22 protein-coding genes and 1 pseudogene are annotated in these 23284 nt (G+C 58.2%); 17 read left to right on the forward strand and 6 right to left on the reverse strand.

The genetic code is table 11. The features are described 5' to 3' along the window. Together AFK24_RS19180 and AFK24_RS19185 are read left to right on the forward strand one after the other, a co-directional pair. Window positions 1–282 (forward strand): DJ-1/PfpI family protein (locus AFK24_RS19180; RefSeq protein ID WP_170826364.1); only part of this gene is annotated, 282 nt, incomplete at its 5' end. Window positions 283–585: 303 nt separating this feature from the next. Further along, on the forward strand, window positions 586–1548 hold the full coding sequence (locus tag AFK24_RS19185) for an IS110 family transposase (RefSeq protein ID WP_065834734.1): 963 nt from the start codon (window positions 586–588) through the stop codon (window positions 1546–1548). Window positions 1549–1576: 28 nt separating this feature from the next. Here AFK24_RS19185 and AFK24_RS19190 read toward each other — a convergent pair. Together AFK24_RS19190 and AFK24_RS19195 are read right to left on the reverse strand one after the other, a co-directional pair. Further along, window positions 1577–1996: pseudogene (locus AFK24_RS19190) on the reverse strand (L,D-transpeptidase family protein); the annotation flags it as partial. A gap of 187 nt (window positions 1997–2183) precedes the next feature. After that, complete coding sequence (locus AFK24_RS19195) at window positions 2184–2735, reverse strand: NUDIX hydrolase (RefSeq protein WP_065834736.1); 552 nt, start codon at window positions 2733–2735, stop codon at window positions 2184–2186. Window positions 2736–2891: 156 nt separating this feature from the next. Here AFK24_RS19195 and AFK24_RS19200 point away from each other — a divergent pair, with 156 nt between their 5' ends. The 5 genes from AFK24_RS19200 (at window position 2892) to purT (ending at window position 6194) form a co-directional block, all read left to right on the forward strand. Then, window positions 2892–3488 (forward strand): CoA pyrophosphatase, encoded by a 597-nt coding sequence (locus AFK24_RS19200; RefSeq protein ID WP_065834737.1) that lies wholly within the window; start codon window positions 2892–2894, stop codon window positions 3486–3488. A gap of 38 nt (window positions 3489–3526) precedes the next feature. Then, on the forward strand, window positions 3527–4051 hold the full coding sequence (locus tag AFK24_RS19205; protein WP_065834738.1) for a gamma carbonic anhydrase family protein: 525 nt from the start codon (window positions 3527–3529) through the stop codon (window positions 4049–4051). Between the two features lie 2 nt (window positions 4052–4053). Then, complete coding sequence (locus tag AFK24_RS19210; RefSeq protein WP_065834739.1) at window positions 4054–4260, forward strand: DUF1289 domain-containing protein; 207 nt, start codon at window positions 4054–4056, stop codon at window positions 4258–4260. 182 nt (window positions 4261–4442) lie between these two features. Then, on the forward strand, window positions 4443–4910 hold the full coding sequence (locus AFK24_RS19215; RefSeq protein WP_065834740.1) for a VUT family protein: 468 nt from the start codon (window positions 4443–4445) through the stop codon (window positions 4908–4910). A 102-nt stretch (window positions 4911–5012) separates the two neighbouring features. Next, window positions 5013–6194 (forward strand): formate-dependent phosphoribosylglycinamide formyltransferase, encoded by a 1182-nt coding sequence (gene purT / locus AFK24_RS19220; protein WP_065834741.1) that lies wholly within the window; start codon window positions 5013–5015, stop codon window positions 6192–6194. Between the two features lie 89 nt (window positions 6195–6283). Here the strand turns inward: purT and AFK24_RS19225 are convergent, their stop codons facing one another. The 4 genes from AFK24_RS19225 to AFK24_RS19240 all read right to left on the reverse strand — a co-directional run bounded on the left by AFK24_RS19225 (window position 6284) and on the right by AFK24_RS19240 (window position 10856). Next, entirely contained in the window at window positions 6284–7003 is a 720-nt protein-coding gene (locus AFK24_RS19225; protein ID WP_065834742.1) for a WbqC family protein, read from the reverse strand. A gap of 159 nt (window positions 7004–7162) precedes the next feature. After that, the gene (locus AFK24_RS19230; RefSeq protein ID WP_065834743.1) at window positions 7163–8485 is read right to left on the reverse strand and encodes an MFS transporter; all 1323 of its coding nucleotides are present in this window, start codon (window positions 8483–8485) and stop codon (window positions 7163–7165) included. Window positions 8486–8783: 298 nt separating this feature from the next. Further along, window positions 8784–10031 carry an HlyC/CorC family transporter gene (locus tag AFK24_RS19235; RefSeq protein ID WP_065834744.1) on the reverse strand — a complete coding sequence of 416 codons (1248 nt, stop codon included), beginning with the start codon at window positions 10029–10031 and terminating at the stop codon, window positions 8784–8786. 12 nt (window positions 10032–10043) lie between these two features. After that, on the reverse strand, window positions 10044–10856 hold the full coding sequence (locus AFK24_RS19240) for a cytochrome C assembly family protein (RefSeq protein WP_065834745.1): 813 nt from the start codon (window positions 10854–10856) through the stop codon (window positions 10044–10046). Window positions 10857–11055: 199 nt separating this feature from the next. On the opposite strand from AFK24_RS19240, the gene ffh reads away from it, so the two are divergent. The 10 genes from ffh to AFK24_RS19290 all read left to right on the forward strand — a co-directional run bounded on the left by ffh (window position 11056) and on the right by AFK24_RS19290 (window position 23225). Further along, complete coding sequence (ffh, locus tag AFK24_RS19245) at window positions 11056–12432, forward strand: signal recognition particle protein (protein ID WP_065834746.1); 1377 nt, start codon at window positions 11056–11058, stop codon at window positions 12430–12432. A 248-nt stretch (window positions 12433–12680) separates the two neighbouring features. Continuing rightward, window positions 12681–12938 carry a 30S ribosomal protein S16 gene (rpsP, locus tag AFK24_RS19250; RefSeq protein WP_020289547.1) on the forward strand — a complete coding sequence of 86 codons (258 nt, stop codon included), beginning with the start codon at window positions 12681–12683 and terminating at the stop codon, window positions 12936–12938. Window positions 12939–12943: 5 nt separating this feature from the next. Continuing rightward, a complete protein-coding gene (gene rimM / locus AFK24_RS19255; protein WP_020289546.1) occupies window positions 12944–13480 on the forward strand; it encodes a ribosome maturation factor RimM in 537 nt (178 codons plus the stop codon). 5 nt (window positions 13481–13485) lie between these two features. Then, a complete protein-coding gene (gene trmD / locus AFK24_RS19260) occupies window positions 13486–14238 on the forward strand; it encodes a tRNA (guanosine(37)-N1)-methyltransferase TrmD (RefSeq protein WP_065834747.1) in 753 nt (250 codons plus the stop codon). A gap of 43 nt (window positions 14239–14281) precedes the next feature. Next, the gene (rplS, locus tag AFK24_RS19265) at window positions 14282–14632 is read left to right on the forward strand and encodes a 50S ribosomal protein L19 (RefSeq protein WP_020289544.1); all 351 of its coding nucleotides are present in this window, start codon (window positions 14282–14284) and stop codon (window positions 14630–14632) included. A gap of 115 nt (window positions 14633–14747) precedes the next feature. Further along, window positions 14748–15644, forward strand: a complete 897-nt coding sequence (xerD, locus tag AFK24_RS19270) for a site-specific tyrosine recombinase XerD (protein WP_065834748.1) — start codon at window positions 14748–14750, stop codon at window positions 15642–15644. Window positions 15645–15794: 150 nt separating this feature from the next. After that, on the forward strand, window positions 15795–16535 hold the full coding sequence (locus AFK24_RS19275; RefSeq protein ID WP_065834749.1) for a thioredoxin fold domain-containing protein: 741 nt from the start codon (window positions 15795–15797) through the stop codon (window positions 16533–16535). A gap of 138 nt (window positions 16536–16673) precedes the next feature. Continuing rightward, window positions 16674–17978 (forward strand): homoserine dehydrogenase, encoded by a 1305-nt coding sequence (locus AFK24_RS19280; RefSeq protein ID WP_065834914.1) that lies wholly within the window; start codon window positions 16674–16676, stop codon window positions 17976–17978. A gap of 104 nt (window positions 17979–18082) precedes the next feature. After that, window positions 18083–19492: a threonine synthase gene (gene thrC / locus AFK24_RS19285; RefSeq protein ID WP_065834750.1), complete on the forward strand. Its 1410-nt coding sequence runs from the start codon at window positions 18083–18085 to the stop codon at window positions 19490–19492. A 175-nt stretch (window positions 19493–19667) separates the two neighbouring features. Continuing rightward, window positions 19668–23225 carry a transporter substrate-binding domain-containing protein gene (locus tag AFK24_RS19290; protein WP_240500417.1) on the forward strand — a complete coding sequence of 1186 codons (3558 nt, stop codon included), beginning with the start codon at window positions 19668–19670 and terminating at the stop codon, window positions 23223–23225. Window positions 23226–23284 lie beyond the last annotated feature (59 nt).

Here is a 23284-nt window from a genome sequence, read left to right on the forward strand (position 1 = left end):
GTTCTTGAGTGGGTGCGGGCGTTTGACAAAGCGCATAAGCCGATCGCAGCGGTGTGCCACGGCGCACAGATTCTAGCGGCGGCAGGTATTCTCAAAGGTCGCGAATGCAGCGCCTATCCGGCCTGTGCGCCTGAAGTGCGTCTGAGCGGCGGTACGTTCATGGACATCGAAGTCACCGCCGCACACACCGAAGGCAACCTGGTAACCGCGCCAGCATGGCCGGCGCATCCAGCTTGGCTGGCGGGGTTTCTGGTGTTGTTGGGGACTGAAATCAAGCTTTGATGAAACACCGGTCCCGTTGGAGCGAGGCTTGCCCGCGAAGGCAATAGTTCAGACTCAAAGAATGTGCTGGATCTATTTGCGTCTTCGCGAGCAAGCTCGCTTGTATGTTTAGACTTGAAGGGGTGGGCGGGACTAAAAGCTTGATTCCGACTCTAGCCAGTACGGACCGTGGGAGACTTCTCGTCCCGCCCTTTCTACCCAAAGCGCCGATAAGGAATTCATCGGTAAAACCGACGATAGAGGCAAGCCAGCGCAGCGGTAGAACCCCGACAAGTACCTAAACCCTAGCTCGGAGGATTCGTCATGGCAATCCTTACCTCGCCAACGGTGATTGGCATTGACGTTGCCAAAGCCGAAATAGTCGTTTACCGCGAAGACCTGAAAACCACTCAAGCCATCGACAACAACCGCTTGGCTGTAGGCCGCTGGCTCAAAACGCTGCCAGCGCAAAGCTCGATTGCCCTGGAGGCGACCAGTATCTACCACTTGGACACCGTTGAACTGGCCCACGAAATGGGCCATCGGGTTTATGTTGTGGATGCTTATCGGGTGAGTCATTACCGCGAAAGTGTTGGCCAGCGGGCGAAGACCGATCCCTGTGATGCGCGGTTGTTGGCGCGTTATCTGAGCAGTGAACAGGAGCGGTTGCGCATTTGGAGCCCACCTCCGCAGGCCTACAAAGTCTTGAAAAGCCTGCTTCAACGACGTGCAGAGCTCATCAAGTTGCGTGTCAGTATCTCGCTGAGCTGGTCTGGCGAACCGCTTCTGCAAGAGTCATTGGCCCTGCTTCTGAAGTCCTACGAACAAGCGGAGCAGGCCCTTCAGCAGTTGCTGCGCAAAGTCAGCCGAGAGGCTGGCATCACCGAAAACATCAAGCGTTGCAAAGCCATTGAAGGAATTGGAGAGCTTACGGCCACTGGCTTGGCGACCGCCTTCATGCGCGGCCAATTCGCCAGCAGCGATGCTTTCATTGCTTTTTTGGGTATGGACTTGCGAGCAAAGGATTCAGGCAAGAAGAACGGGCCTCGCCATCTGTCCAAAAAGGGCGATGCGGAGTTGCGGCGGCTGGCACACAACGCGGCAATGGCGGCTTGTCGATCGCCCGCTTGGAGGCCGTACTACGAGTCTTATCTGGCCAGGGGGCTCGCCAAAACCCAAGCCTTGGTCATCCTCGCCCGCAAGCTTTGCCGGGTGGCATTCGCCCTGATGAAAAACCAGAGCGAATATCAACCTAATTTAAGGTTGCAGGGTTTCCCTGCAACATAGAATCTCCCACAGGTTTCAAGCATGCACTTTACGGCCTGATCTCGATCATCGTGCCGTCCTTCACCAGATCCCACACTTCGCGCATGTCATTGTTCTTCATGGCGATGCAGCCGTTGGTCCAGTCCAGGGTATGGAAATACCATTCCGGATATTCCTCATCCACTGGCGTGCCGTGGATCATGATCATGCTGCCGGGGTTGACCCCTTCGCGACGCGAGCGAGCCGAGTCGGTGATGTTCGGGTAGGAAATGTGCATCGACAGGTTGTAGTTGGTGCTGTTCTTGCGCCAGTCCAGCCAGTAGAAACCTTCCGGCGTGCGTTGATCGCCTTCCTGCAACTTGGTGCCCTTGGGTTGCTTGCCCAAGGAAATGCGATAAGTCTTGAGTGCTTCGCCGCCACTGATCAGCTGCAACTGACGCGCCGATTTGAGCACCAGAACCTTTTCGATCTTGCGATCGGCGATGTTCTCGATGTTGATCACTTTGTTACCGACGATCTTCTGCTCGCTGCCCTTGGGCACGATGGTTTGCGTGAACGCAGCCTGGGACAGCGGAACGAATGACAAGCACAAGACAGCAAACAACCAACGCATCGAAACGATTTCCCTGAAGCGGCGCGAAGTGCGCCAGCTGTAATTAAGTGTCCTGTATAGGCCGCGACGGCGGCAACGCGTCGGTGCGCACAGGGTAAATCTGTTGGCGCCGGTCAGCGAAGAAGCATTCTAGAGTACGTCTGACCGTCATGAAAGCCAGCTCGGACCATGGGATATCGGCTTCGTCGAACAAAGCCACTTCCAGGCTCTCGATGCCGGCGGCGAATGTCTGGGACGCCATCTGCGCACGGTAGAACACGTGGACCTGATTGATATGTGGTACATCGACCAACATGTACAGATGCAGATCGCCCAAGGTCGCACAGGCTTCTTCATCGGTCTCACGGCGCGCGGCTTGCTCGATGGTTTCGCCGTTCTCCATGAACCCGGCGGGCAGAGTCCAGAAACCCAGGCGCGGTTCGATGGCGCGCCGACACAGTAAGACTTTGTCACCCCACAGGGGCAGGCAGCCCGCCACGATATTCGGGTTCTGGTAATGAATGGTATGACAGTGTTCACAGACGTAGCGCAGGCGGCTATCGCCCTCGGGAATACGTTGTATGACCGGGTTACCGCACTGGCTGCAGAATTTCATGGAGTCATTCGATTGCTGAATTCAGCCGCTATCTTGGCGTGCGACGCGCCTGCTCGGCAAGAAGCGCTTTGTATTGACCAGAGTTGTCCTACAAGGGCTTGGGCAGTTCGCCGCTTTGGTGCATGATGCCGGGTAGGCAACAGATCGAGATTTCCCATGCTGGACGAGCTATTTCGCCGTGTAAGCAGTCATACGCCGAGCACTCTTGAGACGGATCGACGTTTCCCCGAGGCTGCGGTGTTATTGCCCATTACTCGCAGCGACGAACCCGAGTTGATCCTGACCCTGCGTGCCAGCGGTCTGTCGACTCATGGTGGCGAAGTGGCTTTTCCCGGTGGGCGGAGGGATCCTGATGACGTGGATCTGGTGTTCACCGCCTTGCGCGAGGCCGAAGAGGAAATAGGCTTGCCGCCGGGCCTGGTGGAAGTCGTCGGCCCACTCAGCCCGTTGATCTCCAAGCACGGCATCAAGGTCACGCCCTATGTAGGGCTGATCCCCGATTTTGTTGAATACCGCCCAAATGATGCAGAAATTGCTGCCGTGTTCAGCGTGCCGCTGGAGTTTTTTCGCCAGGACACCCGGGAACATACGCACCGCATTGATTACCAGGGGCGCAGCTGGTATGTGCCGAGCTATCGTTACGGCGAGTATAAAATCTGGGGCCTGACGGCGATCATGATCGTCGAGCTGATCAATGTGCTGTATGACAGCAAAATCAGCCTGCATCAGCCACCCGAACATTCCGTGACCTGAGCTAGATCAATCGGCCGTAGAGCCTTGAGGAGCGACGCATGAAATACCGCCTGGGCGACGCCCGTGTTGAAACCGATCCGAATAGCTGGGTTGCACCCAATGCCGTGCTGATTGGCAAGGTCAAGCTGGAGGCGGGCTCCAGTGTCTGGTTCAACGCTGTGCTGCGCGGCGATAACGAACTGATTCATATTGGCGAGAACAGCAATGTGCAGGACGGAACGGTCATGCACACGGACATGGGTTCGCCGCTGGAAATCGGCAAAGGCGTGACCATTGGCCATAACGTCATGCTGCATGGTTGCAGCGTGGGGGATTACAGCCTGATCGGCATCAATTCGGTGATCCTCAACGGGGCGAAAATCGGCAAATACTGCCTGATCGGCGCCAATTCGCTGATCGGCGAAGGCAAAGTGATTCCTGATGGTTCATTGGTGATGGGCTCTCCCGGCAAAGTCGTGCGGGAACTCACCGAAATCCAGAAGAAGATGCTTGAAGCCAGCGCTGCGCATTACGTTAACAACGCCCGACGCTACGCCCGGGATTTGCAGCCGCAGGAGGACTGAGCATGCAGGCCGAACGCCGCGTCCCGTCCCCTTGCGTGAGCATCTGCGCGCTGGATGACGATGATGTCTGCCTGGGCTGCCAGCGCACCGTCAAGGAAATCACCGACTGGCACGCCCTGGACAACGAGCAACGCCGCGCGGTGTTGGTGTTGTGCCATGAGCGAGCGGAGGCGAGTGGATTGGTTTGGTCGGTGCCGTCACCTTCCTGAAACCGTAAAGCATTTTCGCGAGCAAGCTCGCTCCCACGGGGCCAGCGTATATCTTTCTTTGTGGGAGCGAGCTTGCTCGCGAAGCGGTCTGTCCGACATTACGCCTCGCCAACAAGTTGGCTCCTACAGAGTCTCGCGGCTGGTACTATCAGCAGCATCTTCCCGCCACATAAGCCTCGCCCATGCTCTTCCTGATCACCTACATCGGCAGTGTCGTGCTGATCAACTTTGCGTTCTCTACCGCGCCGCATCTGGACGTTATCTGGTCGGCGTGGGGTGGGTTGGTGTTCGTGCTGCGCGACATGGTGCAGACCCGCTTCGGCCATGGCGCGATTTTCGCCATGCTGGCAGCGCTGGTGTTGTCCTACGTGACCTCCGATCCCACGATCGCGCTGGCCAGCGCCACGGCATTCGCAGTGTCCGAATGCATTGACTGGCTGGTGTTCAGCATCACCAAACGGCCGCTGCACGACCGGCTCTGGCTGAGTTCGGCGCTGAGCATCCCGCTGGACACCTTCATCTTCTTCGGCATGATCGATGCCATGACCACGCCAGTCATTATTACCGCGCTGGCCTCCAAGTTTGTGGGGGTGACGGCGGTCTGGCTGATCATGGTCTGGCGCGCGCGCAAGAACGCTTGTCCGGGCTGAGGTCCAATTCCCGGGGCTTCGTGGTAAATTGCGCGCCTTTCTCCACCGCGGTCGCCCGCATTCGGCGGGCTGCCCTCGATATCTGCTCCACGAGGACCTGAGATGACTCAAATCGGAACTCCACTGTCGCCTACCGCGACCCGCGTTTTGCTCTGCGGTTGCGGCGAACTGGGCAAGGAAGTAGTGATCGAATTGCAACGCCTTGGCGTCGAAGTGATCGCGGTTGACCGCTACGCCAACGCGCCAGCCATGCAGGTCGCCCATCGCAGCCATGTCATCAACATGCTCGACGGCGCCGCGCTGCGTGCAGTCATCGAAGCCGAGAAGCCACATTTCATCGTGCCGGAAATCGAAGCCATCGCCACCGCGACGCTGGTGGAACTGGAGGCGGAAGGCTTCACCGTGATTCCGACTGCACGCGCCGCACAGTTGACCATGAACCGTGAAGGTATTCGTCGTCTGGCTGCTGAAGAGCTGGACCTGCCCACTTCGCCGTATCACTTCGCCGATACCTTCGAAGAGTATCGCAAAGCCGTGGAAGACCTGGGTTTCCCCTGTGTCGTCAAACCGGTAATGAGTTCTTCGGGCAAGGGGCAGAGCCTGCTCAAGACCACCGATGATGTGCAGAAAGCCTGGGATTACGCCCAAGAGGGCGGTCGCGCCGGCAAAGGTCGGGTGATCATCGAAGGTTTCATCGATTTCGATTACGAAATCACCTTGCTGACCGTACGTCACGTGGGCGGTACGACGTTCTGCGCGCCGGTCGGCCATCGTCAGGAAAAAGGCGACTATCAGGAATCCTGGCAGCCACAGGCCATGAGCCCGGTAGCGCTGGCGGAATCCGAGCGTGTCGCCAAGGCCGTGACTGAAGCCTTGGGCGGTCGCGGGCTGTTTGGCGTCGAGCTGTTCATCAAAGGTGATCAGGTCTGGTTCAGCGAAGTCTCGCCGCGTCCGCACGATACTGGCCTGGTGACCCTGATTTCGCAGGATCTGTCGCAATTCGCGCTGCACGCTCGCGCCATTCTCGGCCTGCCAATCCCGTTGATTCGTCAGTTCGGGCCATCGGCTTCAGCAGTGATTCTGGTTGAGGGCAAATCCACCCAGACGGCATTCGCCAACCTGGGCCAGGCCCTGAGCGAACCTGATACGGCGCTGCGTCTGTTTGGCAAGCCGGAAGTCGATGGCCAGCGCCGCATGGGTGTGGCTCTGGCTCGCGACGAATCCATCGAAGCCGCACGCGCCAAGGCGACGCGTGCTTCGCGGGCGGTGAAGGTTCAGTTGTAACGTTCGGTTGTAACATTGCCAGCACACACCGCCACAGTTCCCTTATGGCAACTGTGGCGTGTGTATCACACAGTGGTCGCCCGGATCGTTTAACAGGCTATTCGCGTGTTTTCGTGAATGTAAGCAGCGACGTCCCCCGGCGGGTTCCACATCAGTACGTCGAGAATCGATAGATTGCCGATGAATTCGTACGGCGCCGTGTCGTAGACAAACGTCGATACATCCAGAAAGCGCAACTCTATGCCACGTTGCTGCCATTCACTGGCAACGAATATCGCCCGTCCGCCCGGCGCGTTGATGTACCTGCCTGCGCCCAGTCGTCCGCTGATTTCCAGCGCCCATTGGCCTGGATGCTGGATGGGCGGCAGGTGCAGATCCATGGCGGAATGCGGCTTCCAGCTGAAAGGCAGATCGAGGTAGTCGCATGTGGCTTTGAGAGACTGGGTGTTCAGTTCACCGATGCCATTGTCCTTGACCGAGGCAAACGTATTTCTCACCAGGTCTCGCACTTTTTGATAGAAGGGGGCCTTGCCGCGATAGTGCTCCAGCTGGCCGAGAATGCGTTGTAATGCGGCCGAGTGATCAATCACTGTGGTGGCCTGGATCGACGTGCCCAATGTGGTGCTTACCGGCACGTTGATGTATTGCCAGCCACCTTTTGCATCAAGAATCCGGTTGCGATTCATCCAGGTTTTGCGGCAGTACTGCGCAGTGTCGAATATCACTCCGCGTTCCGCCGCCGCGATGAGTTGAAAGTACCCCAGATAGGGGAAGAAATAAGGTTGCATGATGGCTAGCGTGTTATTCATTTCTGGCGTCTTCAGAACGGTTCCCCGGAGCCTTGAGAATAGCCGTCGAAATCACTTTGTCTGTGGGAATAACCAATGAATACGGGGTTTTATGGGGCTAGCCGACAAATGACCGGCAGGGCCGCCTGCAAATCATTTGTCGACTTCGCACGGGTGGCGTCAGGCGATCTTGTCCAGGTCGGCGTGACGCGTTTCCTTCAGGCGCAGCACGGCAATCAGGCTGATTAATGCCGCCGCTGATACATACCCGCCAACCCAGCTCAAGCCGCCCATCGCCACCAGTTTCTGAGCGAAAAACGGTGCCACCGAAGCACCGACAATGCCGCCCAGGTTGTAGGCCGCAGACGCGCCGGTGTAACGCACGCGTGTAGGAAACAGTTCCGGCAGCATGGCACCCATCGGAGCGAAGGTAATACCCATCAGGAACAGTTCGATACACAGGAACAAGGCCACTGCCCAGGTCGTGCCGTGGGTCAGCAAAGGTTCCATGGTAAAGCCGGACAGAATCGCCAGAACCCCGCCAATGATCAGCACCGGACGCCGGCCGAAGCGGTCGCTGGCCCAGGCAGCCAAGGGCGTGGCCGCAGCCATGAACAGCACGGCGAAGCACAGCAAACCGAGGAAGGTCTCGCGACTGTAGCCCAGGGTCGAGACGCCGTAGCTCAGCGAAAACACCGTTGAGATGTAAAACAGCGCGTAGCAGACCACCATGGACGCCGCACCCAGCAGCATCGGCGCCCAGTATTGGCTGAACAGCTCGGCGATCGGCATCTTGACCCGTTCGTGACGAGCAATGGCGTTGGCGAAGATCGGGGTTTCTTCCAGCTTGAGTCGCACGTACAGGCCAACCATCACTAACACTGCACTCAGCAGGAACGGAATCCGCCAGCCCCAGGAGCGAAACTGTTCGTCATCCAGGGTCATCGCCAGAGTCAGAAACAGCCCGTTGGCGGCGAGGAAACCAATCGAAGGGCCCAGCTGCGGGAACATGCCGAACCAGGCGCGCTTGCCCGGCGGGGCGTTTTCAGTGGCCAGCAACGCCGCGCCACCCCATTCGCCGCCCAGGCCCAGGCCTTGCCCGAAACGCAAGACGCACAGCAGGATCGGCGCCCAGGCGCCGATAGTCGCGTAACCGGGCAGCACGCCGATCAGCGTGGTGCAGACCCCCATCAACAATAGCGAAGCGACCAGCGTCGACTTGCGGCCAATGCGGTCACCGAAGTGGCCGAACAGCGCTGAGCCCAGTGGACGTGCGAGAAAGGCGATGCCGAAGGTCAGAAACGCCGACAGCATCTGTGCGGTGCCGGAAGTCTGCGGAAAGAACACCGGCCCGATCACCAAAGCGGCGGCGGTGGCGTAGACATAAAAGTCGTAGAACTCGATCGCCGTACCGATGAAGCTGGCCGTGGCGACCCGTGTTGCGGAGTTGGCCGGGCGAGCCGGAGCAGCGTGATTTTCGCCCAGGGCGGAAGTTGTGGTCATACGGGAATCCCTGACAGTCATCTTGCCTGTCGACAATCGCCTTGGCTGGGCGATGCACGGCGGCAAACGTTAATTATTGTGGGGACAGCGCTGATCAGGTTAGCCCGGATGTGGGCAAGAGGCGTGGCAATGCCAAAGGGTAGGGCGGATGCCAGGGAAGTGCGAAACATTTCAGGCTGAGTGACTGGCCGATCAGGCTGAGTGCGGGTAGCACGCGGATCGGCGGGGCTGGGTAAGCGGCTCGATTATAGAAAGGCCGCTGCGGGCAGAACAAGGAGGTTTTGCACGCAGCTACGCTTTAATTGACGGCGCGCGTCGCCGAGTTCTGCCACATCAGCACGCGAGTGACCCGATTGTCTTCGGTTTGCAGAATTTCCAGGCGATACGGTCCGATCTTCAGGCAGACCGAGCTTTCCGGGATGGTTTCCAGGGCTTCGGTCACCAGGCCGTTCAAGGTTTTCGGGCCATCGGACGGCAGGTGCCAACCCAGGCTCTTGTTCAGTTCGCGGATCGACGCTGCGCCATCGACCACCAGACGGCCATCTGCCTGAGGATGAATGTGTGGGTTGTCGAGAGTCTGTTCGTTTTCGAATTCGCCGACGATTTCTTCGAGAATGTCTTCCAGGCTGACGATGCCCAGCACTTCGCCGTATTCGTCGACCACCACGCCCAGACGCCGCTGCTGTTTATGGAAGTTCAGCAATTGCAGTTGCAACGGCGTGCTTTCCGGCACGAAGTACGGCTCATAGCAGGCAGCTAGCAGTTGCTCCTTGGTCAGCTCGGCCTTGGGGAGCAGATGGCTGATCTGGCGCGTATTGAGGACGCCCTGAACCTGATTGATGTCGTTGTGATACACCGGCAGGCGGGTATGCCGGGAAATGATCAGGCGTTCGATGATGTGTTCGATAGGTTCATCGAGATTGACCCCGTCGACATCGCTGCGCGGTACCAGAATGTCGTTGACGGTGATGCTGTCCAGCGCGTGAATCCCGGACAGTACCGGCGAACCGCCAGGTTCGTGCTCGTGAACCCCTTCCTGATTCGGGTCCGACAAGGAATCCTGATCGTCTTCATGCCGGGGGGCAGGCTTGTTGCGGGCGTTGAAAGGCAGCACGAGCGCGATGGCGAGAGTATTGAACAGCCAGGCCAGCGGCCACATGATTTTCATCGGAATGCTCAGCATGCCGTTGGCCAGTTTGATGATAGCCAGTGGATGCCGCACAGCCAGGCGGCGCGGTGCGTACTCGGCAAAGACCAGGATCAGGCCGGTGCTGACAAGCCAGGCAACCGTCGGGCCGTTGTAAAGCCAGTAGCGCATAGACAGCAGCGTCGCGATCACCACGATCAGGGTTTTGACCAGAGTATTGGTCAGGATCAGGCTGCCGAGCTGGAATTCCAGTCGCGGCTTGACCGGGTCGGTTGGGCGAGTGCCGATTCGCAAGGCCTTGACGCGGTGGTGCGCGGCTTCGACGGCCGTAAACAAGGCTGACCAGAGGATCAGCAGCGCAACAACACCAAGCATTGGGCCGATGGGCAAGTTATCCATGATCAACGCCCGTCAGATGTGCAGAATGAATTCACGGACCAGCTTGCTGCCGAAATACGCCAGCATCAGCAGGCAAAAGCCGCCCAGGGTCCAGCGGATAGCCTTGTGTCCGCGCCAGCCCAGACGATTTCGACCCCACAGCAACACACTGAAGACTATCCAGGCCAGACACGCCAGCAGGGTTTTGTGCACCAGATGTTGAGCGAACAGGTTCTCGACGAACAGCCAGCCGGAAATCAGCGATAGCGACAACAGCGACCAGCCGGCCCATAGAAAGCCGAACAACAGGCTTTCCATGGTTTGCAGCGGCGGGAAGTTCTTGATCAGCCCGGAAGGATGCTTGTGTTTGAGTTGATGGTCCTGCACCAGCAGCAGCAGCGCCTGGAACATCGCGATGGTGAACATGCCATAGGCCAGGATCGACAGCAGGATATGGCTGAGAATGCCCGGTTCCTCGTCAATCGGCTGCACGGTGCCGGTCGGCGCGAACTGCGCCAGCAGCACGGTTGCCAGCCCCAGCGGGAACAGCAGCACCAGCAGGTTTTCCACCGGAATCCGCGCGGTAGCGAGCAGCGTCAGGGCAATCACGGCCACGGCAATCAGGCTGGCGGCGCTGAAGAAGTCCAGGCCAAGCCCGATAGGGCGCACCAATTGCGAGAAAAGCCCGGTGGCATGCGCGATGACGGCTAGCGTGCCAAGCAGGCAGAGCAGCCGTTTGTCGGCCTTGGTGCCCTGGCTCAGACGAAGGCCCTGATAGATGGTCGCAGCGGCATAAAGGCAAGCGGCGGCGAGGCTGGGTAGCAGGCTGGGTGGCAAGGGGAACATAAATCCTGATGGGCGGGCCCGAAAGGCGCTGAGTTTCGCATACAACCCGCATTTCACGAAAGACCACAGAGGCAGACTCCGAGCGGAGTCTTCGCTATAATCCGCGACCTGCTCAAGCCGCAGGCTCGCCGAGCGCCATTTTTTACTACGGGCCGGGCCGCATCAACCGGGGTTCGACGAGAGCCTGAAAGGATCGCGCATGTTTGAAAACCTTACCGACCGTCTCTCGCAGACGCTGCGCCACGTAACTGGCAAGGCCAAGCTGACCGAGGACAACATCAAAGATACCTTGCGCGAAGTGCGGATGGCGTTGCTTGAAGCCGACGTTGCCTTGCCGGTAGTCAAAGACTTCGTCAACAAGGTCAAGGAACGCGCCGTCGGCACTGAAGTGTCGCGCAGCCTGACGCCGGGCCAGGCGTTCGTGAAGATCGTCCAGGCCGAGCTGGAAGACATGATGGGGGCGGCCAACGAAGAGCTGAGCCTTGCCGTCACGCCTCCGGCAGTAATTCTGATGGCAGGTTTGCAGGGTGCGGGTAAAACCACCACTGCGGGCAAACTGGCCAAGTTCCTCAAGGAGCGCAAGAAGAAAACCGTCATGGTGGTCTCGGTGGACGTGTATCGTCCTGCGGCCATCAAGCAGCTGGAAACCTTGGCCAATGACATCGGCGTAACATTCTTTGCGTCCGATATCAGCCAGAAGCCGGTAGAGATCGCACTGGCGGCCATCAAGGAAGCCAAACTCAAGTTCATTGATGTCGTGATCGTCGATACCGCCGGTCGTCTGCACATCGATGTCGAGATGATGGGCGAGATCCAGGCGTTGCACGCTGCGGTCAAACCGGCTGAAACCCTGTTCGTAGTCGATGCCATGACCGGTCAGGACGCCGCCAATACCGCCAAGGCGTTTGGCGATGCCTTGCCGCTGACCGGCGTGATCCTGACCAAGGTCGACGGTGATGCTCGTGGTGGCGCGGCGCTGTCGGTCCGGGCGATTACCGGCAAGCCGATCAAATTCATCGGTATGGGCGAGAAGAGCGACGCTCTCGAACCCTTCCACCCCGACCGTATCGCTTCGCGAATCCTGGGCATGGGCGACGTGCTCAGCCTTATCGAGCAGGCTGAACAGACCCTCGACAAGGACAAGGCCGACAAGCTTGCGAAGAAGCTGAAGAAGGGCAAGGGCTTCGATCTCGAAGACTTCCGCGATCAGCTACAACAAATGAAGAACATGGGCGGCCTCGGCGGCCTCATGGACAAACTGCCAAGTATCGGCGGCGTGAACCTCTCGCAAATGGGCAATGCCCAGGGCGCGGCAGAGAAACAGTTCAAGCAGATGGAAGCCATCATCAACTCGATGACTCCGGCCGAGCGTCGCGACCCGGAGTTGATCAGCGGTTCGCGCAAGCGTCGCATCGCCATGGGTTCGGGCACGCAGGTGCAGGACATCGGGCGTCTGATCAAGCAGCATAAACAGATGCAGAAGATGATGAAGAAATTCTCCGCGAAAGGCGGAATGGCGAAAATGATGCGCGGCATGGGCGGAATGTTGCCCGGCGGCGGCATGCCAAAGATGTGATTACGTCGCGCGCAAGTTCGTTTGCGCGCAGCTCGCTGGAGGGAAACCTCCAGCAAAACACCCGTCTGGCGGGTGTCTATCCGCCGTCGAAATCGACGGCTCCATAGCAAATCTTGATGGCATGCCGATAGGCGCCGGAAAAAGACATTTGCAAAAGTCCGGATATTCCTTAGAATATGCGGCCTTTCGGGCACCTATGCCCGCTGTGCATCTTAGATTTGCAGCACCGACTACAGGAACGATGTTCAATGCTAACCATCCGTCTTGCCCTTGGCGGCTCCAAAAAGCGCCCGTTTTACCACCTCACTGTTACCGATAGCCGCAATGCGCGCGACGGTTCACACAAAGAGCAAATTGGCTTCTTCAACCCGGTTGCCCGTGGTCAGGAAGTTCGTTTGTCCGTGAACGACGAGCGTCTGGCTTACTGGATGAGCGTGGGTGCACAAACATCCGAGCGCGTTGCTCAGCTGTTGAAAGAACGAGCCAAGACTCAGGTCGCGGCCTGAGCAATATGAACGCGACGCCAACTGTTGCCGACGATTTGATCGTCATTGGCAAGATCTACTCTATTCATGGCGTTCGCGGCGAAGTGAAGGTTTTTTCCTTTACTGATCCGATTGGAAACCTGTTGGATTACAAAACCTGGACGCTTCGGCGCGAAGGCAGCGTTAAACAGGTAGAGCTGGTCAGCGGACGCTTGCAAAACAAGTTTCTGGTCGCAAAGCTCAAAGGTCTCGATGATCGTGAAGAAGCCCGTCTTCTATCCGGTTACGAAATCTGTGTGCCACGCAACCTGTTCCCTGATCTGACCGACGGCGAGTACTACTGGTACCAGCTGGAAGGTTTGAAGGTTATCGACACTCTTGGGCAATTGTTCGGGAAAATCGATCATCTTCTGGAAACCGGCTCGAACGATGTAATGGTGGTCAAGCCCTGCGCAGGCAGCCTGGATGATCGCGAACGCCTGTTGCCCTATACGGAGCAATGCGTGTTGGCAATCGACCTGAGTGCCGGCGAGATGAAGGTGGATTGGGATGCGGACTTCTAAGCGCCATGGCTAGCCTGCGCATAGAAGTGATCAGTCTGTTCCCCGAGATGTTTTCCGCCATCAGCGAATACGGCATAACCAGCCGAGCGGTGAAACAAGGGCTGTTGCAGCTCACTTGTTGGAATCCGCGGGACTACACCACGGATCGACATCACACTGTGGATGATCGCCCATTTGGCGGTGGTCCGGGCATGGTGATGAAGATCAAGCCCCTTGAAGATGCTCTGGTTCAGGCCAGGCAAGCGGCAGGGGAAGCGGCGAAGGTAATTTACCTGTCGCCACAAGGCCGCCAACTGAATCAGTCTGCTGTACGCGAACTGGCACGGGAGGAAGCGATTATCCTCATCGCCGGTCGTTATGAAGGCATTGACGAGCGTTTCATTGAAGCTCATGTCGATGAAGAGTGGTCGATTGGTGACTATGTACTGTCTGGCGGCGAGCTGCCGGCAATGGTGCTGATCGACGCGGTTACGCGGCTGCTGCCTGGAGCTTTAGGGCATGCGGACTCCGCGGAGGAAGATTCCTTCACGGATGGTCTGCTGGATTGCCCGCATTACACCCGACCGGAGGTGTATGTGGATCAGCGTGTTCCCGACGTGTTGCTTAGTGGCAATCACGCACATATCCGGCGTTGGCGTTTACAGCAGTCCCTTGGGCGGACCTATGAACGACGCGCCGATCTTCTGGAAAGCCGCTCGCTTTCTGGAGAAGAGAAGAAGCTGCTGGCGGAATACATCCGCGAGCGGGACGATAGTTAACGTATCGATGGTCGATCCAGATGGATCACCTTAGGAGCACAGCATGACTAACAAAATCATTCTTGCACTCGAAGCAGAGCAGATGACGAAAGAGATCCCTACCTTTGCCCCGGGCGACACTGTTGTCGTTCAGGTGAAAGTGAAGGAAGGCGACCGTGCGCGTCTGCAAGCGTTCGAGGGCGTAGTAATTGCCAAGCGTAACCGTGGCGTGAACAGTGCTTTCACTGTTCGTAAAATCTCCAACGGTGTTGGCGTTGAGCGTACTTTCCAGACTTACAGCCCGCAAATCGACAGCCTGGCTGTGAAACGTCGCGGTGACGTTCGCAAAGCCAAACTGTACTACCTGCGTGACCTGTCCGGTAAAGCAGCTCGCATCAAGGAAAAACTGGCTTAAGTCCAGCAATCCGATGCAAAAAAAAGCAGCCTTCGGGCTGCTTTTTTGTGTCCGGGATTTTATTGTCCGTGTTCAATAGCGGTCTTTCGCGAAACAGCACAAGCGTCCATCACCTATGCCTGCAATCGACCATCCGCTGATTGACCGTTTTCTCGACGCCCTGTGGCTGGAGAAGGGGCTGTCGGACAATACCCGCGACGCTTATCGCAGCGACCTGGCCTTGTTCAACGGCTGGCTTGAAGAGCGGGGCGTGGATCTGATCAGTGTCGGGCGCGAAGCCATTCTTGATCATCTGGCCTGGCGCGTGGATCAGGCCTACAAACCGCGTTCGACGGCGCGTTTTCTTTCCGGTGTGCGCGGTTTCTATCGCTATTTGCTGCGCGAGAAGCTGATCCAGATTGACCCGACGTTGCAAATCGATATGCCGCAACTGGGCAGGCCCCTGCCCAAGTCGCTGTCCGAAGCCGATGTCGAAGCCTTGTTGGCGGCTCCCGATCTGAGCGAGGCTATTGGCCAGCGGGATCGCGCGATGCTTGAAGTCCTGTACGCCTGCGGTCTGCGGGTTACCGAATTGATCAGCCTCACGCTGGAGCAAGTCAACCTGCGCCAGGGCGTATTACGGGTCATGGGCAAAGGCAGCAAGGAGCGGCTGGTGCCCATGGGTGAAGAGGCTATCGTCTGGATCGAGCGCTACATGCGCGGTGCTCGCGATGAGCTGCTGGCCGGGCGTCCCAGCGATGTGTTGTTCCCCAGTCTGCGGGGCGAGCAGATGACACGCCAGACGTTCTGGCATCGCATCAAGCATCAGGCTGTGGTGGCCGGTATCGGCAAGTCACTGTCGCCACATACCTTGCGCCACGCATTCGCGACCCATTTGCTCAACCACGGCGCAGACCTGCGCGTGGTGCAAATGCTGTTGGGCCACAGTGATCTGTCGACCACGCAGATTTACACCCATGTCGCCCGTGCCCGATTGCAGGACATGCACGCCAAGCATCACCCGCGCGGCTGAAGGCATCAATGGCAGGAATTGCCCGATATCCGGCGTCGGTCCGGGTCGGTGTTGCAGGGCTTATGTGATAGTCTTTGCCGGTTTCGCAAATGGATGCTGGCACCCGCTGTTTTCAGCGCGGCCCATTTGCCCACCGCCCGAGGAGTTTTCATGCGCGTGATTCAGATTTTCGCCGCCGCAGTCATTGCGCTGGCCAGTACCTTCAGCCTGTTCGCTCAGGCTGATGCGCCCGCCGAACAAGCCATTCGCAAGACGCTGGATTCACTCAAGCTGGAATTGCCAGTCGAAAGCATTGCGGCCAGCCCGCTGAACGGCCTTTACGAAGTCAAGCTCAAGGGCGGCCGCGTGCTGTATGCCAGTGGCGACGGGCAGTTCGTCATGCAGGGTTACCTGTTCCAGATCCAGGACGGCAAACCGGTCAACCTGACTGAGAAAACCGAGCGTCTGGCAATTTCCAAAACCATTAATGGCATCCCGACCGCTGAAATGGTGATCTACCCGGCCATTGGCGAAACCAAATCACACATCACCGTATTTACTGACACCACGTGCCCGTATTGCCACAAGCTGCACGCCGAAGTGCCGCAGCTGAACAAGATGGGTATCGAAGTCCGCTATGTTGCTTTCCCGCGTCAGGGCCTGGGTTCGCCCGGCGATGAGCAACTGCAGGCAGTCTGGTGCTCCAAGGATCGCAAGGGCGCCATGGACCGCATGGTCGATGGCAAGAACATCCAGGCGCCTAAATGCGCCAACCCTGTGACCAAGCAATTCGAAATGGGCCAGTCGATCGGTGTCAACGGCACACCGGCCATCGTCCTGGCTGACGGTCAACTGATCCCGGGCTACCAGCCTGCGGCGCAAGTGGCCAAACTGGCGCTCGGCGCAGAATAATCCAGCGTCATCAAGGTTTCCTTGAAGACCGTGGGACGACAGCTGTCAGCGTCGTCCCGTTAAATTGAGAGCCGCATGGTGACGTGCGGCTGTTTTCCACGGCCAGCCTCGAGTTGGCCGTTTTACGGGGAGTTCATAGTGAAACCGGTCAAAGTAGGCATCTGTGGGCTAGGTACTGTCGGTGGCGGTACCTTCAACGTACTTCAGCGTAACGCCGAGGAGATTGCCCGCCGCGCCGGGCGTGGAATCGAGGTGGCACAAATTGCCATGCGTACGCCGAACCCCAACTGCCAGATTACCGGTACCCCGACCACCAGCGATGTATTCGCGGTGGCAACCAACCCTGAAATCGATATCGTCATCGAGCTGATCGGCGGCTATACCATAGCCCGTGACCTGGTCCTCAAAGCCATTGAAAATGGCAAGCACGTCGTCACTGCCAACAAGGCGCTGATTGCCGTGCACGGTAACGAAATTTTCGCCAAGGCGCGCGAGAAGGGCGTCATCGTCGCGTTCGAAGCGGCAGTGGCGGGCGGTATTCCGGTAATCAAGGCAATCCGTGAAGGGCTGTCGGCAAACCGTATCAATTGGGTGGCCGGGATCATCAACGGCACGGGCAACTTCATCCTCACTGAAATGCGTGAAAAAGGTCGTACGTTCCCGGACGTCCTGGCCGAAGCTCAGGCGCTGGGTTATGCCGAAGCCGATCCGACCTTCGACGTCGAAGGCATCGATGCCGCGCACAAGCTGACCATTCTGGCTTCCATTGCGTTCGGTATCCCGCTGCAGTTCGACAAGGCCTACACCGAAGGCATCACCAAGCTGACCACTGCTGACGTGAATTACGCCGAAGCGCTGGGCTATCGCATCAAGCACCTGGGCGTTGCGCGCAGCACTGCCGCTGGCATCGAGTTGCGTGTTCACCCGACGCTGATCCCGGCCGATCGATTGATCGCCAACGTCAATGGCGTGATGAACGCGGTGATGGTCAATGGCGACGCTGCGGGTTCTACCCTGTTCTACGGCGCCGGTGCCGGCATGGAGCCTACGGCTTCGTCGGTGATCGCTGACCTGGTGGACGTCGTGCGCGCCATGACTTCCGACCCTGAGAATCGCGTACCGCACCTGGCCTTCCAGCCGGACTCGCTTTCCGCGCATCCGATCCTGCCGATCGAAGCCTGCGAAAGCGCGTACTACCTGCGAATCCAGGCCAAGGATCATCCGGGCGTGCTGGCGCAAGTGGCGAGCATTCTGTCGGAGCGCGGCATCAACATCGAATCCATCATGCAGAAGGAAGTCGAAGAACATGACGGCCTGGTGCCGATGATTCTGTTGACCCATCGCGTGATTGAGCAGCGCATGAATGACGCCATCCAGGCATTGGAAGCGTTGCAGGATGTGGTTGGTCCGGTAGTCCGGATCCGGGTCGAACATCTTAATTAACAGTCAGCGACAAGCTTCACGCGACAAGCTGCAAGCCTGAGCCGATTGGTTTTACTTGCAGCTTGAGCCTTGAGGCTTGCAGCTCAAACCGAAGGTTTGATTTTATGCGTTACATCAGTACCCGCGGCCAAGCGCCAGCTCTGAATTTCGAAGACGTGCTGCTCACTGGCCTGGCCAGCGATGGCGGCCTGTATGTGCCGGAAAACCTGCCGCGTTTCACTCAGGAAGAAATCGCTTCCTGGGCCGGGCTGCCTTATCACGAACTGGCTTTCCGTGTGATGCGCCCATTCGTGACCGGCAGCATCCCGGATGCGGATTTCAAGAAGATCCTCGAAGAAACCTACGGCGTGTTTGCCCACAGTTCGGTGGCGCCGCTGCGTCAGTTGAACGGCAACGAATGGGTACTGGAGCTGTTTCACGGCCCGACCCTGGCGTTCAAGGACTTCGCTCTGCAACTGCTGGGTCGTCTGCTCGACTACGTGTTGGCCAAGCGTGGCGAGCGCGTCGTGATTCTGGGCGCAACCTCTGGCGATACCGGTTCGGCGGCAATTGAAGGCTGTCGTCGCTGCGACAACGTCGATATCTTTATCCTGCACCCCAACAACCGGGTTTCGGACGTGCAGCGTCGGCAGATGACCACCATCTTCGGCGACAACATCCACAACATCGCCGTCGAAGGCAACTTCGACGACTGCCAGGAAATGGTCAAGAATAGCTTCGCTGATCAGGCTTTCCTCAAGGGCACGCGTCTGGTCGCGGTCAACTCGATCAACTGGGCGCGGATCATGGCCCAGATCGTTTACTACTTCCACGCGGCCCTGCAGCTGGGGGGCCCGGCGCGTTCGGTGTCGTTCTCGGTGCCGACCGGCAACTTCGGTGACATCTTCGCCGGTTACCTGGCCCGCAACATGGGGCTGCCGATCAATCAGCTGATCGTCGCCACCAACCGCAACGACATCCTGCACCGCTTCATGAGCGGCAATCAGTACGTCAAGGAAACCCTGCACGCCACGTTGTCGCCTTCGATGGACATCATGGTCTCGTCGAACTTCGAGCGTCTGCTGTTCGACATGCACGGTCGCAACGGCGCGGCCATTGCCGGCCTGATGGATACGTTCAAGCAAGGTGGCGGTTTCAGCGTCGAAGACGAGCGCTGGACCGAAACCCGCAAGCTGTTCGACTCCCTGGCCGTCAGTGACGAGCAGACCTGCGAAACCATCGCCGAGGTGTTTGCGCAAACGGGTGAGGTGCTGGATCCGCACACCGCCATTGGCGTCAAGGCGGCACGCGCCTGTCGTCGCAGCCTGGATACCCCGATGGTGATCCTCGGCACGGCCCATCCGGTCAAGTTTCCTGAGGCAGTGGAGAAGGCGGGCGTAGGAAAAGCGCTTGAGCTACCTGCACATTTGTCTGATTTATTCGAGCGTGACGAACGCTGCACCGTTCTGCCGAATGACCTCAAAGCCATACAGGCCTTCGTCAGCCAGCATGGCAATCGCGGCAAACCGTTGTAACGGTATCGTTGTGTAACAACTTTAGGCCCGCCACCCGGCGGGCCTTCTCATTTCCGCATGCCAAACTTTGGGTGTTTAGAATCTTGCGGATGAGTCAGTTTTAGTGAAAGAAGCAAACATTGCGCGTGCTTTAAAGGCACCCGGCCATGCAGCGAACAGGCGCGTATTGCACGCGGTGCTCTTGTCGATATTGCTGCTGCTCAGTCAATGGGCCTTCGCCGCCCAAAGCCTGCCGTTCAATCTTGTGGCTCCTTTCGTGGTGCTTGAGCCCTTGGCGCTCAGTATTCCGGATCGCCAATGGCTGCAGCAGCGCAAGAAATTGCGCGTCGGTATTTCCATTGCTGACTATGAACCCATCGACATCACCAGCGACCACAACCGCTACCAGGGAATCAGTGCCGATTACCTGAGCCTGATTGGCAGCAAGCTGGGTACGACGATTGAGGTTGTGGGTTTTGCCAAAAGGCACGAGGCCGTTGTTGCATTGCGCAACGGGACGATTGATATCCTGACCAGCGCCAACGGCTACGAGCGTGGACTAAGCGGGTTGGCCTATTCAAGCGACTATATGCCGGACCGCTCGTTCGTCATCGGTCGCGGCTCCGACACGGCGCTGCCTGCCAAGCTGGCCGGAAAAAAGATCGTATTGCTGGACGGCTATGCCGATGACCATGTCGTGCATACGACGTATCCCGACAGCGAGATCATTCTTGCTCCGAACCTGTTCAGTGCCCTGGAAGCTTTGAGTCACGGTGAAGCTGATGCCTTCATTGGCAACGAAGTGATCGCGCGTTCCTATATCGCCTTGCATCCGTATCTGGATTTCCAGATCAAGTTCGAGAGCGCGCTGCCGCCGATGGGGTTCGCGTTTGCGGTTCGCGACGACCAGAAACAGCTGTTATCGCTGATCAATGAAGCGCTGGTCAGTCTCGGTGCGGCGCTTAACCGTGAAATTCTCGGTCGTTGGACGCTGGGCCTGGGGTCTGATGTGAACGGCCAGCGTATAACGCTGAGCAATGCCGAAAGAAAATGGATCGTCAAACATCCCAATGTCACGGTGGCCACCAGTCAGCATCCGCCCTATATCTACAAAGACACGAACGGCCAGTGGGTCGGCTTGAATATCGATATCCTGGCGAGAATTTCGCGTCTGACCGGCCTGCAATTCGTGCATACGGAAGTCGCTTCAACCCGGGCGACCTTGAACCTGCTGCAAAGCGCTCACGCCGACATGAACACCACCCTGGCGGAGAATAACGAACGCAGGAAAATCCTCGATTTCACCTATGCCTTTGGTGGCAACAGTTGGGTGTTCGTGGTGCGGGCAGACAGCGAGTCGCCTGTTTCCCTGAAGGATCTGACGGGGCGCACGCTAGCATTGCCCGCCCGGCATGCGCTGGAAGAAGTCATCCGGCGCGAGTATCCCGACGTCAGGTTGCGCCAGGTGGCGAATTACGAAGAGGCGCGTCAGCAGGTCGCCAAAGGTCAGGCCGATGCCACTCTGCAGAATGAAGCGGGCGCTCACCTGAATCTGCCTGACACGCTCAAGGTCGGGCGCAGCGTCGATGGCCGATGGTCGCCGGACCGATTTTCTGTAATCAAGGCCCAGCCCGAGTTGCTGAGTATTCTGAACAAGGCCCTTGAGGAGTTTCCGGTACCTGAAATGCGCGCCATCCGCATGAAATGGCTCGGTGCGGTGGTCCCGCAGCCTTCCATCTGGAATCGGATTCCGGCCTGGGTTTACTGGGTCCTGGTTCTGGCGTTGCTCATCGGCATGGTTTCGCTGATCTGGAGCAGCCGCCTGAAGGTTCAGATTCGCCAGCGCCAGAAAGCCGAAGAAGCGCTCAACGATCAGCTCGCGTTCAAGCATGCGCTGCTCAACGGTATACCCAACCCGATTTATGTTCGTGATCTCATGGGGCGCCTGGTTTCCTGCAACAGCAGCTACGAAGAAAGTTTCGGGGTCAGTTTCGAGCAGATGAACGGGCGGCGCTTGATTGACGTCGACGTGATTCCCCATGAAAGCGCGCAGCAACTGCATGCTGATTACCTGACGTTGCTGGAAACACGCAAACCGGTGTTTGTAGACCGCAGCATGCAGCTGTTCGACAAACGGATTGATGCCCGGCAATGGACCGTGCCGTTTTTCCGTGCCGACGGTCAGCTGCAAGGTCTGCTGGGTGGGTGGATCGATATTTCCGACCGTAAACTGCTGGAATCCCGGTTACAGGAAGCCCGGCAGCAGGCGGATCGGGCCAGCGAGGCCAAGAGCGCGTTTCTGGCCAGCATGAGTCACGAAATTCGCACGCCGATGGGGGCGATCATCGGCTTGCTGGAGCTGGAGCGGGAAAAAGCGCTGCGCCTTGGCCAGGTGCCATCCCAAGGCCTGGAAACGGCCTTTCGGTCGGCAACGGAGCTGGTCGAACTGATCGGCGAAAGCCTCGATCTGGCAAAAATCGAAGCGGGTGGTCTGCAGTTGAACCTGGCTCTGGTGCCTTTGCAGCCATTCATGGCAGGCATCGTTCAGCTGTTCGAGGCCCAGGCCGCCGAAAAAGGCCTGGACCTGTCTCTGGATTTCGCCGAAGGAGCCCAGGGTTTTTATCAGCTGGACCCGCTGCGTTTGCGTCAGGTTCTGCATAATCTGCTGGCGAACGCCTTGAAATTTACCGACCGGGGCTCCGTGGTTCTGGGCATCGACGCCACGTCCCATGACGCTGAGTCGGTGCAATTGCACATCAGCGTTCGTGACTCCGGTGTTGGAATCAGCCCCGAGCAGCAAAGGGAGTTGTTCCAGCCATTCGTCCAGGGTAGCGAAGAGATCGCCGGGACTTATGGCGGAACAGGGTTGGGGCTGAGTATCTGTAAACAACTGGTCGAGTTGATGGGCGGAAAGATCAGCCTATCCAGCGAGGTGGGACAAGGCGGCACTGAAATTATCGTTGACGTCCCGATCAAGCGTGGCCCTGAAGTGCCCGCGACTTTGATCTCAACGCCGATTCAGACGCCGGCGGTACGCCGCCTGCGTCTGTTGGTCGTCGATGATCTTTCCGCGAATCGTCTGGTATTGACTCAACAACTGGAATTTCTCGGCCATCAGGTCGTGGCGGTTGAAGGGGGAGGGCCAGCTCTGGAACTGTGGCGTGAGGAGGCGTTTGATCTGCTGCTCACCGATTGCAATATGCCCGGAATGACCGGTTATCAGCTAGCCGAGACAATTCGGCTGTTGGAAAGCCAGGAGCAACGACAACGTTGCCCGATCATCGGCTGTACCGCCAACGCTTTGGTGGGAGAGGAACAACGTTGCATGGCTGCAGGTATGGATTCGGTCATCGTGAAACCTGTTTCGCTTGAGCGTCTGGCTCAGCTCCTCGCAGCCCATGCGCCGCCACTGAGCTTCGATATGGACGCGCTAAGACGTTTGACCCAGGCCAACCATGAGCAAATGCAGCGCATGCTTGCCGAACTCTGGAGAAACCTGGATCAAGAACAGGGTTTTATTCAGCAGGCTGTCGAACGGCACGACTGGAAGGCCTTGAGCGCCATCACGCACCGTTTGAAGGGCGCGGCCTGTCTGGTTGATGCTGTCGAGCTGGCCAGGGCCTGCGCTGGCGTTGACGAACATGCGCGCAATGAGTCGGAAGCCGCCCTGGATGAACACTGGCCAATCCTGCAACGGTCCATGGTTCGCTTGCGAGCCGACATCATTTTGCAGCTGGATCAGCCCCCGTTTTAGGACATGTCCTATAGGGCACAGAGAAGTGACTGGTTAAAGTACAGGGCATTCGGCCAGGC

The sequence above is a fragment of the Pseudomonas syringae genome (assembly GCF_001698815.1).
Classification (GTDB): Bacteria; Pseudomonadota; Gammaproteobacteria; order Pseudomonadales; family Pseudomonadaceae; genus Aquipseudomonas; species Aquipseudomonas syringae_A.

What these genes read in the sequence shown, in the direction of transcription:
- AFK24_RS19205 (WP_065834738.1), top strand. Translation starts at nt 3,527, where the DNA reads ATGAAATACCGCCTGGGCGACGCCCGTGTTGAAACCGATCCGAATAGC.
- AFK24_RS19185 (WP_065834734.1), top strand. Translation starts at nt 586, where the DNA reads ATGGCAATCCTTACCTCGCCAACGGTGATTGGCATTGACGTTGCCAAA.
- rplS (WP_020289544.1), top strand. Translation starts at nt 14,282, where the DNA reads ATGACTAACAAAATCATTCTTGCACTCGAAGCAGAGCAGATGACGAAA.
- AFK24_RS19215 (WP_065834740.1), top strand. Translation starts at nt 4,443, where the DNA reads ATGCTCTTCCTGATCACCTACATCGGCAGTGTCGTGCTGATCAACTTT.
- xerD (WP_065834748.1), top strand. Translation starts at nt 14,748, where the DNA reads ATGCCTGCAATCGACCATCCGCTGATTGACCGTTTTCTCGACGCCCTG.
- AFK24_RS19195 (WP_065834736.1), bottom strand. Translation starts at nt 2,735, where the DNA reads ATGAAATTCTGCAGCCAGTGCGGTAACCCGGTCATACAACGTATTCCC.
- AFK24_RS19275 (WP_065834749.1), top strand. Translation starts at nt 15,795, where the DNA reads ATGCGCGTGATTCAGATTTTCGCCGCCGCAGTCATTGCGCTGGCCAGT.
- AFK24_RS19235 (WP_065834744.1), bottom strand. Translation starts at nt 10,031, where the DNA reads ATGGATAACTTGCCCATCGGCCCAATGCTTGGTGTTGTTGCGCTGCTG.
- AFK24_RS19225 (WP_065834742.1), bottom strand. Translation starts at nt 7,003, where the DNA reads ATGAATAACACGCTAGCCATCATGCAACCTTATTTCTTCCCCTATCTG.
- purT (WP_065834741.1), top strand. Translation starts at nt 5,013, where the DNA reads ATGACTCAAATCGGAACTCCACTGTCGCCTACCGCGACCCGCGTTTTG.
- rpsP (WP_020289547.1), top strand. Translation starts at nt 12,681, where the DNA reads ATGCTAACCATCCGTCTTGCCCTTGGCGGCTCCAAAAAGCGCCCGTTT.
- trmD (WP_065834747.1), top strand. Translation starts at nt 13,486, where the DNA reads ATGGCTAGCCTGCGCATAGAAGTGATCAGTCTGTTCCCCGAGATGTTT.
- ffh (WP_065834746.1), top strand. Translation starts at nt 11,056, where the DNA reads ATGTTTGAAAACCTTACCGACCGTCTCTCGCAGACGCTGCGCCACGTA.
- AFK24_RS19200 (WP_065834737.1), top strand. Translation starts at nt 2,892, where the DNA reads ATGCTGGACGAGCTATTTCGCCGTGTAAGCAGTCATACGCCGAGCACT.
- thrC (WP_065834750.1), top strand. Translation starts at nt 18,083, where the DNA reads ATGCGTTACATCAGTACCCGCGGCCAAGCGCCAGCTCTGAATTTCGAA.
- AFK24_RS19230 (WP_065834743.1), bottom strand. Translation starts at nt 8,485, where the DNA reads ATGACCACAACTTCCGCCCTGGGCGAAAATCACGCTGCTCCGGCTCGC.
- AFK24_RS19210 (WP_065834739.1), top strand. Translation starts at nt 4,054, where the DNA reads ATGCAGGCCGAACGCCGCGTCCCGTCCCCTTGCGTGAGCATCTGCGCG.
- AFK24_RS19240 (WP_065834745.1), bottom strand. Translation starts at nt 10,856, where the DNA reads ATGTTCCCCTTGCCACCCAGCCTGCTACCCAGCCTCGCCGCCGCTTGC.
- rimM (WP_020289546.1), top strand. Translation starts at nt 12,944, where the DNA reads ATGAACGCGACGCCAACTGTTGCCGACGATTTGATCGTCATTGGCAAG.